Source organism: Micromonospora tulbaghiae (assembly GCF_900091605.1).
GTDB lineage: Bacteria > Actinomycetota > Actinomycetes > Mycobacteriales > Micromonosporaceae > Micromonospora > Micromonospora tulbaghiae.
In genome coordinates, this window is sequence record NZ_FMCQ01000012.1 from 142526 (window position 1) to 157921 (window position 15396).

A 15396-nucleotide genomic window follows, 5' to 3' on the forward strand; every position below is an offset into this window, starting at 1 on the left:
CGCTACTTGAGTGCACCGCAGGGAGAATAGATGTCAGTTCTTTGGGGCCGCCGCATCCTGGCGGGTGCCATGACCCTCGTCGCCGCGGCGGCCATGACCGCGTGCGGCAGCAAGACCAGCGACGAGGGCGGCGCGGCCGGCGTCACCGCCGACGTCTCCGGCGACACCGTCAAGGTGGGCCTGCTCAACTCGCTCTCCGGCACCATGGCGATCAGCGAGGTCACCGTCCGCGACTCCATCATGCTCGCCGTCGAGGAGATCAACGCGGCCGGTGGCGTCCTCGGCAAGAAGATCCAGCCGATCGGCGAGGACGGCGCCTCGGACTGGCCCACCTTCGCGGAGAAGGCCGAGAAGCTCATCTCCGAGGACCGGGTGGCAGCCGTTTTCGGCTGCTGGACGTCGGCCAGCCGCAAGGCGGTCAAGCCGGTGTTCGAGAAGAACAAGGCGCTGCTGTTCTACCCGGTGCAGTACGAGGGCCTGGAACAGTCGCCCTACATCTTCTACACCGGCGCGACGACCAACCAGCAGATCGTCCCCGGGCTCGACTACCTCAAGGCGCAGGGAACGAAGTCGGTCTACCTGGTCGGCAGCGACTACGTCTTCCCGCGCACGGCCAACAAAATCATCAAGGCGTACGCGGCGGCGAACGGGATGACAGTGGTCGGCGAGGATTACGCGCCGCTCGGGTCCACCGAATTCGGCACGATCGTCAACAAGGTCAAGTCGTCCGGCGCGAAGGCGGTCTTCAACACCCTGAACGGCGACAGCAACGTGGCGTTCTTCAAGGAGTACAAGTCGGCCGGGCTGACCGCCGCCGCGATGCCGGTGGTGTCGGTGTCCATCGCCGAGGAGGAGGTCAAGGGCATCGGCACCCAGTACCTGGAGGGTCAGCTGACCGCCTGGAACTACTACCAGACCACACCCGGCGCGGCGAACGGCAAGTTCGTGGCCGCGTACAAGGCGAAGTACGGCGCGGACAAGCCGACGAGCGACCCGATGGAAGCCGCCTACGTCAGCGTCTACCTGTGGAAGGCGATGGTCGAGAAGGCCGGCGCGTTCGACGTCGAGAAGGTCCGCGGCGTCTCCGACGGAATCACCTTCGACGCGCCGGAGGGCCTGGTCACTGTCGACGGCAAGACCCAGCACATCGCCAAGACCGCCCGCATCGGCAAGGTCGGTGCGGACGGCCTGATCACCGAGGTGTGGAACTCCGGCAAGCCGATCGCGCCGGACCCGTACCTCAAGACCTATCCGTGGGCGAGCGGCCTGAGCTGACGACGCCGGCCCCGGGCGGGCACCGCGACGACGCGCCCCGCCCGGGTCCCCGACCAGCAGTACGGGAGTACCCACCGTGACAGTCCTCTTCGGTCAACTCTTCACCGGCATCAGCATCGGCGCGGTGCTGCTGCTCATCGCGCTCGGACTGGCGCTGACCTTCGGCCAGATGAACGTCATCAACATGGCGCACGGCGAGTTCATCATGGCCGGCGCCTACACCACCTACGTGCTGCAACAGAGCATCACCGGTGCCGGCCTGTCGCTGCTGGTCGCGCTGCCGGTGGCGTTCGTGGTCGCCGGCACGATGGGGGTGCTGCTGGAGATCCTGCTGATCCGCCGGCTCTACGCCCGTCCCCTGGACACCCTGCTGGTCACGTGGGGCGTGTCCCTGATGCTGCAACAGCTCGCCCGGGACGTCTTCGGCAGTCCGAACGTGCAGACCCGCGCGCCGGAGCTGCTCACCGGCAACGTGGCGGTGCCCGGCGGGCTGACGGTCGCCAACAACCGGCTGTTCATCCTGGCCCTGGCCCTGGCCGCCGTCGCCGCCCTCACCCTGGCGCTGCGGTTCACCCCGTTGGGGCGCCGGATCCGCGCGGTCGTGCAGAACCGCGACCTCGCCGCGGTGTCCGGCGTCCCCACCGCCCGGGTCGACCGGACGACCTTCTTCCTCGGCTCGGGCCTGGCCGGGCTCGCCGGGGTGGCGCTCACCCTGCTCGGCCCGATCGGCCCGACCATGGGCACCAACCTGATCATCGACGCCTTCCTGGTCGTCGTGGTCGGTGGGATCGGTCAGCTCAAGGGCAGCGTGATCGTCGCCTTCGCCCTGGGGGTCCTCCAGGCCACCGGGGAGTACCTCACGACCCTCAGCGTCGCCAAGGTGATCGTCTTCGTGGCGATCGTCGCGTTCCTCCAGTGGCGGCCACAGGGCCTGTTCACCCTGCGGACCAGGAGCCTCGCATGACCGCCGTGACACCCGCGCCGCCGAGCACCGCCGGCGCACCGGCCCCGGCCGACATCGCGCCTGGAAGCCGGTCCGGTGGCCGGTCCCGGCTGCGCGCGGCGGCGGGGTTCGCGTTCGGCGCGGCGCTGCTGTTCGCCGTCGCGCCGCTGGCGCTGTCGGACTTCCGGCTGGCCCTGCTCGCCAAGTACCTCTGCGTCGCCATGGTGGCCGTCGGCATCGGTATCGCCTGGGGGCGCGGCGGCATGCTCACCCTCGGCCAGGGCGTCTTCTTCGGCCTGGGCGGCTACGCGATGGCCATGCACCTCAAGCTCGCCGACGCGGGTCCCGGTGGGATGCCCGACTTCATGCAGCTGTACGGGCAGCTCGACGAACTGCCCGTCTGGTGGCGGCCGTTCGCCAGCCCGTGGTTCGCGCTGCCGGCCACGGTGCTGCTGCCGATGGCCGTCGCCTTCGGGCTCGGCTCGCTGGTGTTCCGCCGCCGTGTGCGGGGCGCGTACTTCGCCATCCTCAGCCAGGCGCTCGCCGCCGCCATGGTGATCCTGTTGATCGGCCAGCAGGGGACCACGGGCGGCACCAACGGGCTCACCGACATCCAGGGCTTCTTCGGTTACGACCTGGACGACCCGGTCAACCAGCGGATGGTCTACTTCATCATCGCCGGTGTCCTGCTCGCGCTGCTCGCCCTGGCCCGCCAGCTCATCCACAGCCGGTACGGGGAACTGCTCGTGGCGGTGCGTGACAGCGAGGAGCGGGTCCGTTTCCTCGGCTACGACCCGGCGTCGGTCAAGCTCGTCGCCTACGTGGTGGCGGCAGGTATGGCGGGCCTCGCCGGCGCGCTGTTCGTGCCGGCGGTGGGCATCATCTCGCCCGCCCTCATCGGCATCGTCCCGTCGATCGAGTTCGTCATCGGTGTGGCGGTGGGCGGCCGGGCCACGCTGCTCGGGCCGGTGCTCGGCGCGGTGGCGGTCGCCTGGGCGCGTACCGCCCTCTCCGAACGTTTCCCGGGCACCTGGACGTACCTGCAGGGTCTGCTCTTCGTGGTGGTGGTGGCGTTCCTTCCCGGCGGCCTGGCGTCGCTGTGGGCGCTGGCCCGCCGCCGCGACGCCGGCCCGGAGCAGAGCCGGCGCGGCTGGCCGGCGCCGGCCCGACGACGTGCCTCGCGGGCGGAGGCGCACCGATGAGCGACGACCGACTGGACGGGCTGTCCGTCCGTGACGTGCGGGTCAGCTTCGACGGCTTCACCGCCGTCGACGGCGTCTCGCTGGAGGTGCCCGCCGGTGACATCCGGTTCCTGATCGGGCCGAACGGTGCCGGCAAGACCACCCTGGTCGACGCGATCACCGGTCTGGTGCGGGCCACCGGCTCGGTGTGCTTCGGCGACCAGGAGCTGCTGGGTCGCCCGGTGCACCGGATCAGCCGGCTCGGCATCGGCCGGACGTTCCAGACGTCGACGATCTTCGAGGAGCTGTCGGTCGTGCAGAACCTCGACATCGCCGCGGGCGCCCGCCGGAGCTGGGCCACCCTGGCCCGGCGCCGGCGCGGGATCCCCGACGAGGTGGCCGCCGCGCTGGAGACCGTCGGGCTGACCGGCCGGGCCGACCAGCTCGCCGGCACGCTCGCGCACGGCCAGAAGCAGTGGCTGGAAATCGGCATGCTGCTGGTGCAGGACGCGCGGCTGCTGCTGCTCGACGAGCCGGTCGCGGGAATGAGCCACGAGGAGCGCGACGCCACGGGCGCGCTGCTGGAGACGGTGAGCCGGGACCGCACGGTTGTGGTGATCGAGCACGACATGGACTTCCTGCGTCGCTTCGCACGCAGCGTCACCGTGCTGCACGCCGGGAAGGTGCTCAGCGAGGGAACTGTGGCGCAGGTCCAGGCGGACCCGCGCGTGCAGGAGGTCTACCTCGGCCACCCGGTCGACGCCGGGCCGGTCCCCAGCGGTCTGGAGGCATGATGCTGACCCTGCGTGGGGTGCACGCCGGATACGGGCGTTCCCGGGTGCTGCACGGCGTGGACCTCGCCGTCCCGCCCGACGGGGTGGCCGCGGTGCTCGGGCACAACGGCGCCGGTAAGAGCACCCTGCTGCGGGTCGCGGCGGGCCTGCTGCGCCCGACCGCCGGCACCGTCGAGCTGGACGGCGAGGACGTCACCCGTCTCGCGCCGCACGAGCGGGTGGCGCGCGGCATGGCGTACGTCCCGCAGGGCCAGCAGTGCTTCCCGCACCTGACGGCGGCGGAGAACCTGCGCCTCGTCGCCGACGGCCGGCGCGACGGCGCGGTGGCGACGGCGGAGGTGCTGGACCTGTTCCCGGCGCTGCGTCCGCTGCTGCGGAGGCGGGCCGGGCTGCTCTCCGGTGGTCAGCGTCAGCAACTCGCCATCGCCCGCGCGTTGATCACCCGGCCGCGGCTGCTCATGCTCGACGAGCCGACCGAGGGCATCCAGCCGTCGGTGGTCGCCGAGATCCAGGAGCGGATCGTCGAGCTGACCCGGCAGTCCGGCTTCAGCGTGCTGCTCGTCGAGCAGCACCTCGGGTTCGCGCTGCGGGTGGCGAACCGCTACCACGTCCTCGAATCCGGCCGGGTCACCTCGCACGGCGACGGGGGAGTGACGGCGGAGCGGGAGGTGCGCGCCGCCCTCGCGGTCTGACCCGGGCCGGGTCGCGCCCTTCGGGCCGAGCGTGGCTCGGCGGCGCCGCCCGGCTCGTGGGCGATTTACATTGACGGCCGTCTTTACTAATATCGTGGCTGGGAGTCGCCAAGCGCTGCTGGGCAGCAGTGCCGTCCACCCCTGGGACGGCTTGAATCGATCGGCGTCACCTTCTCCGGGGTGGGCACCCAGCGAGGGCCACTGGGCGCCGGCGCATCCACTGGAGCATCATGAAAATCTCACGGACAGCACGCCGTCTGGGACTGGGCGCGGTCGCAGTTCTCGTCGCCTCGTTCACGATGGTCGCCGTCAACCAGGCCGGTCCGGCCTCGGCGCACGGATCGGTCACCAACCCGCCGTCACGCAACTACGGATGTTACGAGCGCTGGGGTGCCGACCACCTCAACCCCACGATGGCCCAGACCGACCCGATGTGCTGGCAGGCGTGGCAGGCCAACCCGAACACCATGTGGAACTGGAACGGCCTGTACCGCGAGAACGTCGGCGGCAACCACCAGGCCGCCGTGCCGGACGGACAGCTGTGCAGCGGCGGTCGCACCCAGAACGGCCTGTACGCCTCGCTCGACGCGGTCGGCGCGTGGACCGCGAAGCCGATGCCGAACAACTTCACCCTGACGCTGACCGACGGCGCTCGGCACGGCGCCGACTACATGTTGATCTACATCACCAAGCAGGGGTTCGACCCGACCACCCAGCCCCTCACCTGGAACAGCCTCGAGCTGGTGCTCCGCACCGGCAGCTACCCGACCACCGGGCTCTACGAGGCGCAGGTGAACGCGGGCAACCGCACCGGGCGGCACGTCGTCTACACCATCTGGCAGGCGTCCCACCTCGACCAGCCGTACTACCTCTGCAGTGACGTGATCTTCGGCGGTGGCGGCACCCCGCCGCCGACGACCCCGCCGCCCACCACGCCGCCGCCCACCACCCCGCCGCCGACGACTCCGCCGCCCACCACGCCGCCGCCGGCCGGAAACGGTGCCTGCACCGCCACCTTCCGCAAGACGAACGAGTGGTCCGGGGGATTCGGCGCCGAGGTCACCGTCCGGGCCGGCAACGCCGCCATCTCCGGATGGACGGTGGCATGGACCTGGCCCAACGGCCAGAGCATCACCAACTCCTGGAACGCGACGGTCACCTCGAGCGGTTCGTCGGTCACCGCGTCGAACGTCGCCTACAACGGATCCCTGAGCGCCAACGCCACCACCAGCTTCGGCTTCAACGCCTCCTGGAACGGCACCAACTCCACACCCACCCTCACCTGCACCGCCCGGTAACAGCATCCGCGGCGGGGTGGCGCGGCACGCGCCACCCCGCCGTCGGCCGGGCCCTGCGCCGGGGGTGACAGCGCGGCGCAGTAGAGGAGGCTGCGGGTGCTGTTTGCCGTCGGCGGCCCTGGCGGGGTCGGGGTGGGGGCCGAGGTCTCTCCGAGCTACCGGGGGAACCGCAGGTGTGTTGTCCGCCCCGGCGGGGTACGGGCCGGGCATGGCGTGCAGAATCAGCGAACTCGTGCTCGACGCGCATGACCCGCACCGACTCGCCACCTTCTGGTGCGGCGTGCTGGGCTTCACCGTGTTGACGCACGAAGAGGACAGCGTGGAGATCGGCCCCGGTGAGGGGTTCGGCGGGGCGCAGCCCACGATCGTGTTCAACCGCACCGACAACCCCAAGCGGGAGAAGCTGCGGCTGCACATCGACGTGAGCGCCACCGACCAGGACCAGGCGGCCGAGCTCGAACGGCTCCGCGAACTGGGTGCCCGTCCGGTCGACGTGGGGCAGACCGGCGAGGAGACCTGGCACGTGCTCGCCGACCCGGAGGGTAACGAGTTCTGCCTGCTGGACGGCAAGGTGGAGCCGGTGACGTCGTGAGCCGGGCGAAGGGCGCGCGCAGGGAAGAGCTGGCGTGCCACCCTCTGACCGAGGAGCGCTGGCCGGACCTGCTGCGCCTGTTCGGCGACCGGGGCGCCGCCAACGGCTGCTGGTGCATGTTCTGGCGGCTGCGTCGCAGCGAGTTCGAGGCGAACCGCAGTCCCGGTAACCGGCGTGCGCTGCGCGAGCTGGTGCGGTCCGGCGTGGTGCCGGGCGTACTCGGCTACCGGGACGACGAGCCGGTGGGGTGGTGCTCGGTGGCGCCGCGCGAGGAGTACGGCTCGCTGGAGCGCTCGCCGAAGTACCGCCGGACCGACGAGACCCCGGTGTGGTCGGTGGTCTGCTTCTTCCTGGCCCGGGAGCACCGGGGCGAAGGACTCGCGGCGGCCCTGCTGGACGGTGCGGTGACGTACGCCGGGCAGCAGGGCGCCACGGTGGTGGAGGGCTACCCGGTGTGCGGCGACGACGGCTCGCACTACATGGGCACCGCCTCGCTGTTCGAGAGGTGCGGCTTCACGCAGGTGCGCCGGGTGGACGAACGCCGCGCCGTCTACCGCCGCGAGGTGGGCTGACGCCCCGTCACGCCAGGCGCAGCCGCTGCTCCCAGAGCTTCTGGTGGTACGGCTGGTGGTAGCGGTGGTATTCGGCCAACTGCGCGTCGTTGTCGACGGTGCGCGCGTACTGCCGTGGCGGGCGGGAGAACCCGCTGCTGGCGGCGGCGGCCTCGTGCCAGCGCTCGGTGCGCTGCCACTGCCGTGGCGTCCCCGGCTGCCAGCGCAGCGCGTCGGCGTCGAAGGGAATGCCGACCCGCGCGCAGTACGCGGCCACGGTGTCGGCCGGCCGGTCGATCAGGTCGTCGGAGTCGATGACGACGGGCGCCTCGCCGGTCGCCTCGGCGACCGCGTCGTAGATCTCGTGCAGCCGCGCGAAGCCGATGTCGTCCCGGGACACCGCCGGGTTCAGGTGGGCGTGGGACTCGATCACCTCCCGCGGGTCCCGGATGATGAACGTGTGGACTCCGTCGCGGAGGAAAGGTTTGTCGTTCAGTAGTTCGGGGTAGTGGAAATCGGTTGTGTCCTTGAAGAAAACCCGCCCCGGCAATTCCTTCAAGGTGGACAGCAATTCCTTCTCGCTCGTCACCTGACGGTCCAGCACGGTTGCCGAACCGAAGTCCATGACGTGTGAGAACGGCTCGTGCAGGACGGTGAAGTCGCCCCTCTCCATCATCATCCGTTCGAACGCGGTGGAACGGCTGCGAGGCGCGCTCCACATGGTGAGCATCATCCGCTCGGACGCGTATCTGCTGGTAGAGCCCATCGGCGCGGTCCTCCCCGGCTCGTGGTGACCGGTCCCCGGCTGGCGGGCGCCGCCGTCGTCCCCGGTCGGATCAGGGTCGAACCTACTTCCCTCACGAGGCGCACGCGCGCTCGGAATCCATATTCCGGGTCCATTTACCAGTTTCGCTTACCGGCGTGTGCGCGAGACGTAGCCAGGCGCTCCAAACTCCCTCTGACAGCGACTTGTATGTCGTTCTGTCGCGGCTGTTCACACGTCGCGGCGGCCGTAGCTTCGGATGTGGGTTCCGGCTCGACAAGCCCTCTCGCGGAAGGAGCAGCGGGTGCCGACATCAGCGACCATCGCCGCCCACGTATTGGATCTGGCGTCACACTTCAACAATGTCGGCGCCTCCCGTGCGGAGGACACGAGCGCCGGCCGGTTCAACGTCTGGGGGAACTCCTTCGCCGCCGAGCATCTGCCGTCGGCGGGCAGCCAGGTGGTCGTGGACGGAGTTCCGTTCCAGCTGCCCCCGCTGGGCACCGGCACGCCGGACAACGTGCGGTGCGACGGGCAGTTCGTACGCGTGGCCCCGGGCCGCTACGACTGGCTGTACCTGCTCGCCTCGGCGGAGCGCCGGGTCGAGGACGAGATGGCGCTGCACTTCGCGCACGGCGCGGTGGACTTCGAGCCGCTGCGGGTCTCGGACTTCTGGGCGGCGCCCGCGACGTTCGGTGAGACCCGCGCCTTCGAGTCGCCGCTCATGCACTACCCGCACCACGTGCAGTTCGGCGTGCCCGCCGCGATGTGGTGCCAGCGGGTGCCGGTGGTGCGTCGCGCCGACCTCACGGCGGTCCGGCTGCCGCACAACATCGCGGTGCACGTCTTCGCGGCCACCCTGGTCGGCCCGGTCGAGGAGGCGAACCGATGACGGCCACCGCGATCACCACCGAGGGCGCGGAGCCGGCCGTGCGCCCCGGCGCGACCGAGTCGGCCGACCGGGCCGGGCGGCGGCCGGTGCAGGCGCTGCGGCGCCCGCTGCTGTGGTACCGCGACCCGCTGAGCTGTCTGCAGACGACGTTCGCCGCGGTGGTCGACGCGGCCGGCGGCGACCCGCTGGAGGTGCTGGGCGCCGGCTGGGAGTTCCGGCACCTCCCCGGTGACGTGCGGACCGAGGAGTTCTACCACCCCAGCCGCCATCCCGAAGACCTCGGCCGCAGCATCGCCCCGCACCACCACGTGCGGTCGCGGTGGACGACGCCGGCCGCCGACCGGGACCCGCTGTCCGAACTGGCGGACGAGATCGCCGCCGGACGGCTACCGATCGCCGCGGTGGACAACTTCCACCTGCCGTTCCGGCCGGCGTACCACGACGTACACGCGGCGCATCTGGTCGTGGTGTACGGCGTGGACCTGGCCCGCGACCTGGTGCTGGTCTCCGACGCGCAACCCCCGGCGTTCACCGGCCCCATCCGCGCCGAGGACTTCCTCGCCGCCTGGGGCTCGGTGAATCCGGCGGACGACCAGGACGCCTTCTTCAGCGCCACCCGCATCGACCGGCGCTACCTGCGGGTCGAGATCGGCGACTCGCGGCCCTTGGACCGTGACGGCCTGCGGGCGGCGCTCCGCGCGAACGTCGACGGGTTCACCGCCGCGCCGGCGTCGGACGGCGGAGCGTGGACCGGTCTGGCCGGGCTCCGCCGTTACCTCGACGAGGTCGTCGCCGCGGCTGCCGCCGGCGACTCCGCGACGGTGCGTGACGTGTACCCGTTCGGCTGGTCGATGCAGGCGCAGGCGTGCCTGCACGGCGAGCTGCTGCGCACGGTCGGCGTCGACCGGGACCTGCCCTGCCTGCGCGAGGCGGGCCGGGCGGTGGAGGCGGTCGGACACACCTGGAGTGGCCTGCGCGTCACCGCGGCCCACGGCTGGCCGGCGCCACAGGCGGCGGCCGAGTCCCTCGAACACCACGGAGCGCGGCTCCAGCAGCGGTACCAGTGCGCTGTGGAGGCGGTCGACCGAGCCGTCGGGCGCCTCTGACCCACCCCCACCACCGAGACGGGAGAGTGATCGTCGTGACCAAGCTGGCCATGCTGGGCGGTACTCCGGCTGTGCCACGGGACATCCGGCAGGTGCCCTGGCCCATCATCACCGAGGAGGACCGCAAGGCGGTCGTGACCGTGCTCGACGGCGGCCAGCTCGTCTCCAACGCCGAGAACGAGACGGCGGTACGGGACCTCGAGCGGCGATTCGCCGAGCGGACCGGGGTCGCCCACTGCGTCGGGGTGTCGAACGGCACCACGGCACTGTCGCTGGCCCTCGCCGCGCTGGGGATCGGCCCCGGCGACGAGGTGATCGTGCCCTCACTGAGCTTCATCGCCTCGGCGCTGGCACCCCTGCACCAGATGGCGGTGCCGGTCTTCGCCGACGTCGACCCGGTCACGTTCAACCTCGACCCGGCGGACGTGGAGCGGCGGATCACCGGCCGTACCCGGGCGATCCTCGTGGTCCACCTGCACGGGCTGCCGGCGGACATGGACGCGCTCGGCGACCTGGCCCGGCGGCACGACCTGGCGATTCTGGAGGACGCGGCTCAGGCCCACGGCGCGCTGTACCGGGGCAAGCCGGTCGGCTCGCTGGGCGACGTGGCCGCCTTCAGCCTCCAGGTCACCAAGAACCTGCCGACCTGCGGCGAGGGCGGCCTGCTGACCACCGACGACCCGGCCCTGGCCGAGAAGGTCCGGATGGGCCGCCAGTTCGGCGAGGTCATCGAGTCCGGCCGGCCGCGCGACTACATCTCCTACTTCCTGGGGTGGAACTCCAAGCTGAACCCGATCCAGGCGGCCTTCGCCGCCAGCCAGTTGGACCGCTTCGACGACTACGCCCGCCACCGCCAGGACAACGTCACCCGGTTCCTGGACCGGTTGCGCGAGCTTCCCGGGATCGCCGTGCCGGGCGCGCCGGAGCATGCCACTCACGCCTGGCACATCCTGCGGTTCCGGTTCGACCCGGCCGCGCTGGGACTGCCCGAGGTGGCGCCGACCGCGCTGCGGGACGCGCTGCGTCGCGTGCTGCGTGCCGAAGGCGTACCGATGTCGCAGTACCAGTTGGTGCCGCTGCCCGAGCAGAAGGTCTTCACCGACCGGATCGGCTTCGGCTCGGGGTACCCCTGGGCCGCCGCGGAGGGCACGGCCGGGCCGGACGAGCGGTTCCCGGTGGCCCGGGCGATCATCGACGACTCGCTCACCCTGCAGAAGCGCCACCTGCACCCGGACTCCGGACCCCTGCTCCAGCGCTACGCCGACGCCTTCGAGAAGGTGTGGCAGCACCGGGACGTGCTGGCCGCGGTCGCCGGGAGGGCGTCATGACGGCCGTGCTGGAGCCCGCCGCCACGCGTGCGCCGCAGAGCCTGGCGGAGCTGACCGGACGCGCCCGGCGCATCCGGCAGCACATAGTGGACGTCTGCACCGGCGGCGAGGGCGGTCACCTCGGCGGCTCGCTGTCGCTGGTCGAGGTGCTGACCGCGCTCTACTTCGACGTGCTGACCGTCGACCCGGAGCGTCCGCAGGCGCCGGAACGGGACATCTTCCTCCTCAGCAAGGGCCACGGCGCCGTCGGCCTGTATGCGACGCTGGCCGAGCGGGGCTTCTTCGACCCCGCCGAGCTGGCCGGTTTCGGCCGGCCGGGCAGCCGGCTCATGGCGCACCCGGTGTGTGCGGTGCCGGGCGTGGAGATGCCCACCGGATCGCTCGGACACGGGCTGGCCCTGGGCGTCGGATTCGCGCTGGCCGCCCGCCTCGACCGCAGTCCTCGGCGGACGTACGTCGCCCTGGGCGACGGCGAGTTGCAGGAGGGCTCGGTGTGGGAGGCGGCCGCCGGGGCGGCGGGTCTGGGCCTGGACCAGCTCACCGCCGTGGTGGACCGCAACGGATTCCAGCTCACCGGCGTGACCGAGCAGATCTGCCCGCTGGAGCCGCTGGCCGATCGGTGGCGGTCGTTCGGCTGGGCGGTGCGCGAGGTCGACGGCAACGACATGGCCCAGGTGCAGTCGGCGCTGCGCGCCGCGCCGTGGACGCCGGGGCGGCCGAGCGTGCTGATCGCGCGGACCGTGAAGGGCGCCGGTGTGCCGTTCGTGGCCGACCGGGTGGCCAGCCACTACGTCCGGTTCACCGAGCGGCAGCACGCACGGGCCAGCGCCGCGCTGCGCCGGCAGGCACGAGGTGACGGCGATGACTGAGGCGACCGTGGTACCGGCCCGGGCGACACGTGAGGCGTACCGGGACCGGCTGGTGGCGCAGCTCGCCGAGCAGGCGAAGCTGATCTGCCTGGACACCGACACCGGATTGTTCGGCGGGGTGGACTTCGGCCCGGCCGCGGACCGGTACGTCAACCTCGGCATCGCCGAGCAGAACCTGATGGGTGTCGCGGCCGGTATGGCCGCCGCCGGCTGGACGCCGTACGTGAACACGTTCGCGGCGTTCGCGGCGGCCCGCGCGATCGAGGCCGTCAAGATCGATATTGCCTACAACGCCCTGCCGGTACGCATCGCGGCCACCCACAGCGGGCTCGCCGCGGGTCATCTCGGCCCGACCCACCAGGCGCTGGAGGACCTCGCGGTCATGCGGGCGCTGCCCAACATGACAGTGGTGGTGCCGGCGGACGCCGCCGCCGTCGAGGCCGTGATGGAGCAGGCCACGCGGCTGCCCGGCCCGCTGTACCTGCGGCTCGGCCGCAAGGCCACGCCCGCCGTCCCCACGGCGGAGCCGCTGGTCATCGGGCAGGTGCAGATGCTGCGGCCCGGCCACGAGGTGGTCCTGGTTGCGTGCGGACCGCATCCGGTGCGCGCGGCGCTGGCCGCCGCCGAGGAACTGGCCGCCGAGGGGATCGAGCCGGTCGTGCTGAACATGCACACGGTCAAGCCCTTGGACGTCGCCGGCCTCTGCGCCGCCACCGCCGACGCGCGGCTGGTGGTCACCGTGGAGGAGCACTGGCGCGGCGGCGGCCTGGGCAGCGCCGTCACCGAGACGCTCGCCGAGCACGGCCCCGTGCCCGTGGTGCGGGTCGGCATGCCGGACACCTTCGCGTCGTACGTGGGCGGACACGAGCCGCTGCTGGACCACTACGGCATCTCCGCCCCGGCGGTGGCCGCCGCTGTGCGCGAGCACCTGCCCCGATTCAGCCCGCCGGCGAACCCCCGCCGGGGAGGGCACCCAGTCGTCGACCCGAACGGTTCGGGTCGTGTCAGAAGAGAGGTCGAGCAATGAGCGCGTGTCCCGAGTGCGCCACCACCGTCCCCACCGGCGCCGGTCTGCGTCCGTCCGAGCTGGTCGAGTGCCCCGCCTGCCGCAGTGAACTGGAGGTGCTGAGCATCAGCCCGGTCACCTTCGCGCTGGCGCCGGAGCCGGAGGAGGACTGGGGCGAGTGAGCGCCGTTACTGACGCCCCGGCCCGGCTGGCCGTGCTGGCCTCCCGGGTACGGGCCGAGGAGAAGGGCATCCTCGATGCCCTGGAGCAGCGCAGGATCCCGGTGGAGCAGGTCGACCCGCGTCGCCTGTCCGCCGGGGTCGGCGCCCCGGTCGGGCCGTGGTCACTCGTCCTCAACCGGGAGATCTCCGCGACCCGGGCCCGGTACGCGGCGGTGAGCCTGGAGGCTGCCGGCACACCGGTGATCAACTCGGCGGCGGCCATCGGCACCTGTGGCGACAAGTGGCTGACCTCGCTGGCGCTGCAGCGCGCCGGCGTGGCGACGCCGCGCACGGTGCTCGCCCTGACCCCGGAGGCGGCCGCCGAGGCGATCGAGCGGCTCGGCTATCCGGTGGTCGTCAAGCCGCTGAGTTCCTCCTGGGGGCGCCGGGTCTCGCTGGTGCGGGATCCGGACGCCGCCCAGGCGGTGCTGGAGCACTGCGCGGCGCTGCCCGCCCCGCAGGCGCATCTGATCTACCTCCAGGAGTTCATCGACAAGCCGGACCGCGACATCCGGGTCGTGGTGGTGGGCGGCGAGCCGGTCGCGGCGGCGTACCGCCGGTCGGCCCACTGGCGCACCAACGTGGCCCAGGGCGCGGGCACACAGCCGTGCCCGCTCGACGACCGCCTGGCCAAGCTCGCGGTGGCCACCGCGGAGGCGGTCGGCGCGGACATCGCCGGAGTCGACGTGGTCGAGGACCGCGACGGCGCCATGTACGCGCTGGAGGTCAACGCCGGCGTCGAGTTCGCCGGGTTGCAGGCCGCCCACCAGGGGCGGGTCGACGTGGCGGGAGTGATCGCGGACCTGGTGGCGCGACGGTTCCGCGACCTGACGAAGGGTGGTGCCGGATGATCCGGGCAGCGGTGGTCGGCGCGGCCGGCTACATCGGCGGGGAGGTGCTGCGGCTGCTGCTGGGCCACCCCCGGGTGGAGGTGGCCGCCGCGGTCTCCTCGCGGTTCCCGGGTAAGCGGGTGGACGGCCCGCACCCCAACCTGCGCGGCGTCACCGACCTGACCTTCTGCACCGAGGAGCAGCTCACCGAGTACGACGTGCTGTTCCTGGCCACCCCGCACCGGACCACGATGCGGACGCTGCCGCGGCTGGCCGCGCTGGCCAAGACGGTGATCGACCTGTCCGGCGACTTCCGGCTGCGTGACGCGGAGGTTTTCCGGCGCTACTACGGTGAGCCCCACGAGGCCCCGGAACTGCTCGACGAGTTCGTGCCGGGTTTCCCGGAGCTGGCCCGCGAGCAGCTCACCGGCGCGGACCGGATCGCCGTGCCGGGTTGCATGGCCGCCGCGGCGATCCTGGCGCTGACCCCGTTGACGGACGAAGGGCTCATCGAGCCCGACGTGGACGTGGACGCCCGTACCGGATCCAGCGGGTCGGGCGCCACCGCCGGCGAGGCCAACCTGCACGCCGAGCGCAGCGGCGCGTTGCGGCTGTTCGCCACCTCCGGCCACCGGCACGAGGCGGAGATCGCCCAGGCGTGCGGGGTCCGGCCGACCATGACCGCGACCGGCGTGGAGGCGGTACGCGGCGTACAGGTGGTGTGCCGTACGCGGCTGCGCGAGGGCATCACCGAGCAGGAGGTGCGGGCCGCCTACCGGCGCCGCTACGCCGAGGAGCCGTTCGTGCGGGTGGTCGCCCAGCGGCGGGGCCTGTACCGGCTGCCGGAACCGAAGATCCTGCTCGGCTCGAACTTCTGCGACGTCGGTTTCGCGCTCCAACCCGACTCGCGCCGGCTGCTGGCGGTGTCCGCCCTGGACAACCTGGTCAAGGGCGGCGCCGGCAACGCCGTGCAGTCATTGAACGTACGGATGGGCTGGCCCGAGCGGCTCGGCCTGGAGTTCCCCGGTCTGCACCCGGTCTGACGGACCTCACCC

At 72.0% G+C, this 15396-nt stretch carries 17 protein-coding genes; 16 read left to right on the plus strand and 1 reads right to left on the minus strand.

All coding sequences use genetic code 11. The features are described from left to right. Positions 1–30: 30 nt before the first annotated feature. From urtA to GA0070562_RS28210, 8 genes are all read left to right on the plus strand, one after another. Complete coding sequence (gene urtA, locus GA0070562_RS28175) at positions 31–1275, plus strand: urea ABC transporter substrate-binding protein (protein WP_091427604.1); 1245 nt, start codon at positions 31–33, stop codon at positions 1273–1275. 76 nt (positions 1276–1351) lie between these two features. Continuing rightward, the gene (urtB, locus tag GA0070562_RS28180; RefSeq protein WP_091427606.1) at positions 1352–2239 is read left to right on the plus strand and encodes an urea ABC transporter permease subunit UrtB; all 888 of its coding nucleotides are present in this window, start codon (positions 1352–1354) and stop codon (positions 2237–2239) included. Continuing rightward, positions 2236–3420 carry an urea ABC transporter permease subunit UrtC gene (urtC, locus tag GA0070562_RS28185; RefSeq protein WP_139135508.1) on the plus strand — a complete coding sequence of 395 codons (1185 nt, stop codon included), beginning with the start codon at positions 2236–2238 and terminating at the stop codon, positions 3418–3420. Before urtB ends, urtC begins: the two co-directional genes overlap by 4 nt. Further along, on the plus strand, positions 3417–4193 hold the full coding sequence (urtD, locus tag GA0070562_RS28190) for an urea ABC transporter ATP-binding protein UrtD (RefSeq protein WP_091427609.1): 777 nt from the start codon (positions 3417–3419) through the stop codon (positions 4191–4193). Before urtC ends, urtD begins: the two co-directional genes overlap by 4 nt. Beyond that, positions 4193–4885 carry an urea ABC transporter ATP-binding subunit UrtE gene (gene urtE / locus GA0070562_RS28195; protein ID WP_091427612.1) on the plus strand — a complete coding sequence of 231 codons (693 nt, stop codon included), beginning with the start codon at positions 4193–4195 and terminating at the stop codon, positions 4883–4885. The genes urtD and urtE overlap by 1 nt, the downstream gene beginning before the upstream one ends. A gap of 230 nt (positions 4886–5115) precedes the next feature. Continuing rightward, a complete protein-coding gene (locus GA0070562_RS28200) occupies positions 5116–6183 on the plus strand; it encodes a lytic polysaccharide monooxygenase auxiliary activity family 9 protein (protein WP_091427614.1) in 1068 nt (355 codons plus the stop codon). A 208-nt stretch (positions 6184–6391) separates the two neighbouring features. Then, complete coding sequence (locus GA0070562_RS28205; protein WP_091427617.1) at positions 6392–6775, plus strand: VOC family protein; 384 nt, start codon at positions 6392–6394, stop codon at positions 6773–6775. Continuing rightward, positions 6772–7347, plus strand: coding sequence for a GNAT family N-acetyltransferase (locus GA0070562_RS28210; RefSeq protein ID WP_091427620.1), 576 nt, complete (start codon positions 6772–6774; stop codon positions 7345–7347). Before GA0070562_RS28205 ends, GA0070562_RS28210 begins: the two co-directional genes overlap by 4 nt. Before the next feature lie 7 nt (positions 7348–7354). On the opposite strand, the gene GA0070562_RS28215 is transcribed toward GA0070562_RS28210, so the two are convergent. Beyond that, positions 7355–8092: a sulfotransferase-like domain-containing protein gene (locus GA0070562_RS28215; RefSeq protein ID WP_091427623.1), complete on the minus strand. Its 738-nt coding sequence runs from the start codon at positions 8090–8092 to the stop codon at positions 7355–7357. 301 nt (positions 8093–8393) lie between these two features. Between GA0070562_RS28215 and GA0070562_RS28220 the strand changes: the two genes are divergently transcribed. From GA0070562_RS28220 to argC, 8 genes are read left to right on the plus strand one after another with little or no spacing between them, the layout of a single operon-like run. Continuing rightward, positions 8394–8981: a hypothetical protein gene (locus tag GA0070562_RS28220; RefSeq protein WP_091427625.1), complete on the plus strand. Its 588-nt coding sequence runs from the start codon at positions 8394–8396 to the stop codon at positions 8979–8981. Next, entirely contained in the window at positions 8978–10087 is a 1110-nt protein-coding gene (locus GA0070562_RS28225; protein WP_091427627.1) for a BtrH N-terminal domain-containing protein, read from the plus strand. The genes GA0070562_RS28220 and GA0070562_RS28225 overlap by 4 nt, the downstream gene beginning before the upstream one ends. A gap of 35 nt (positions 10088–10122) precedes the next feature. Further along, positions 10123–11415 (plus strand): DegT/DnrJ/EryC1/StrS family aminotransferase, encoded by a 1293-nt coding sequence (locus GA0070562_RS28230; protein WP_208577584.1) that lies wholly within the window; start codon positions 10123–10125, stop codon positions 11413–11415. Then, positions 11412–12284, plus strand: coding sequence for a transketolase (locus tag GA0070562_RS28235; protein WP_091427629.1), 873 nt, complete (start codon positions 11412–11414; stop codon positions 12282–12284). The genes GA0070562_RS28230 and GA0070562_RS28235 overlap by 4 nt, the downstream gene beginning before the upstream one ends. Beyond that, a complete protein-coding gene (locus GA0070562_RS28240) occupies positions 12277–13311 on the plus strand; it encodes a transketolase family protein (RefSeq protein ID WP_091427631.1) in 1035 nt (344 codons plus the stop codon). The genes GA0070562_RS28235 and GA0070562_RS28240 overlap by 8 nt, the downstream gene beginning before the upstream one ends. After that, positions 13308–13472 carry a lysine biosynthesis protein LysW gene (locus GA0070562_RS28245; RefSeq protein ID WP_091427634.1) on the plus strand — a complete coding sequence of 55 codons (165 nt, stop codon included), beginning with the start codon at positions 13308–13310 and terminating at the stop codon, positions 13470–13472. The genes GA0070562_RS28240 and GA0070562_RS28245 overlap by 4 nt, the downstream gene beginning before the upstream one ends. After that, positions 13469–14362 (plus strand): RimK family alpha-L-glutamate ligase, encoded by an 894-nt coding sequence (locus tag GA0070562_RS28250; RefSeq protein WP_091427637.1) that lies wholly within the window; start codon positions 13469–13471, stop codon positions 14360–14362. Before GA0070562_RS28245 ends, GA0070562_RS28250 begins: the two co-directional genes overlap by 4 nt. After that, a complete protein-coding gene (gene argC / locus GA0070562_RS28255) occupies positions 14359–15384 on the plus strand; it encodes an N-acetyl-gamma-glutamyl-phosphate reductase (RefSeq protein ID WP_091427639.1) in 1026 nt (341 codons plus the stop codon). The genes GA0070562_RS28250 and argC overlap by 4 nt, the downstream gene beginning before the upstream one ends. The last annotated feature ends 12 nt before the right edge of the window (positions 15385–15396 follow it).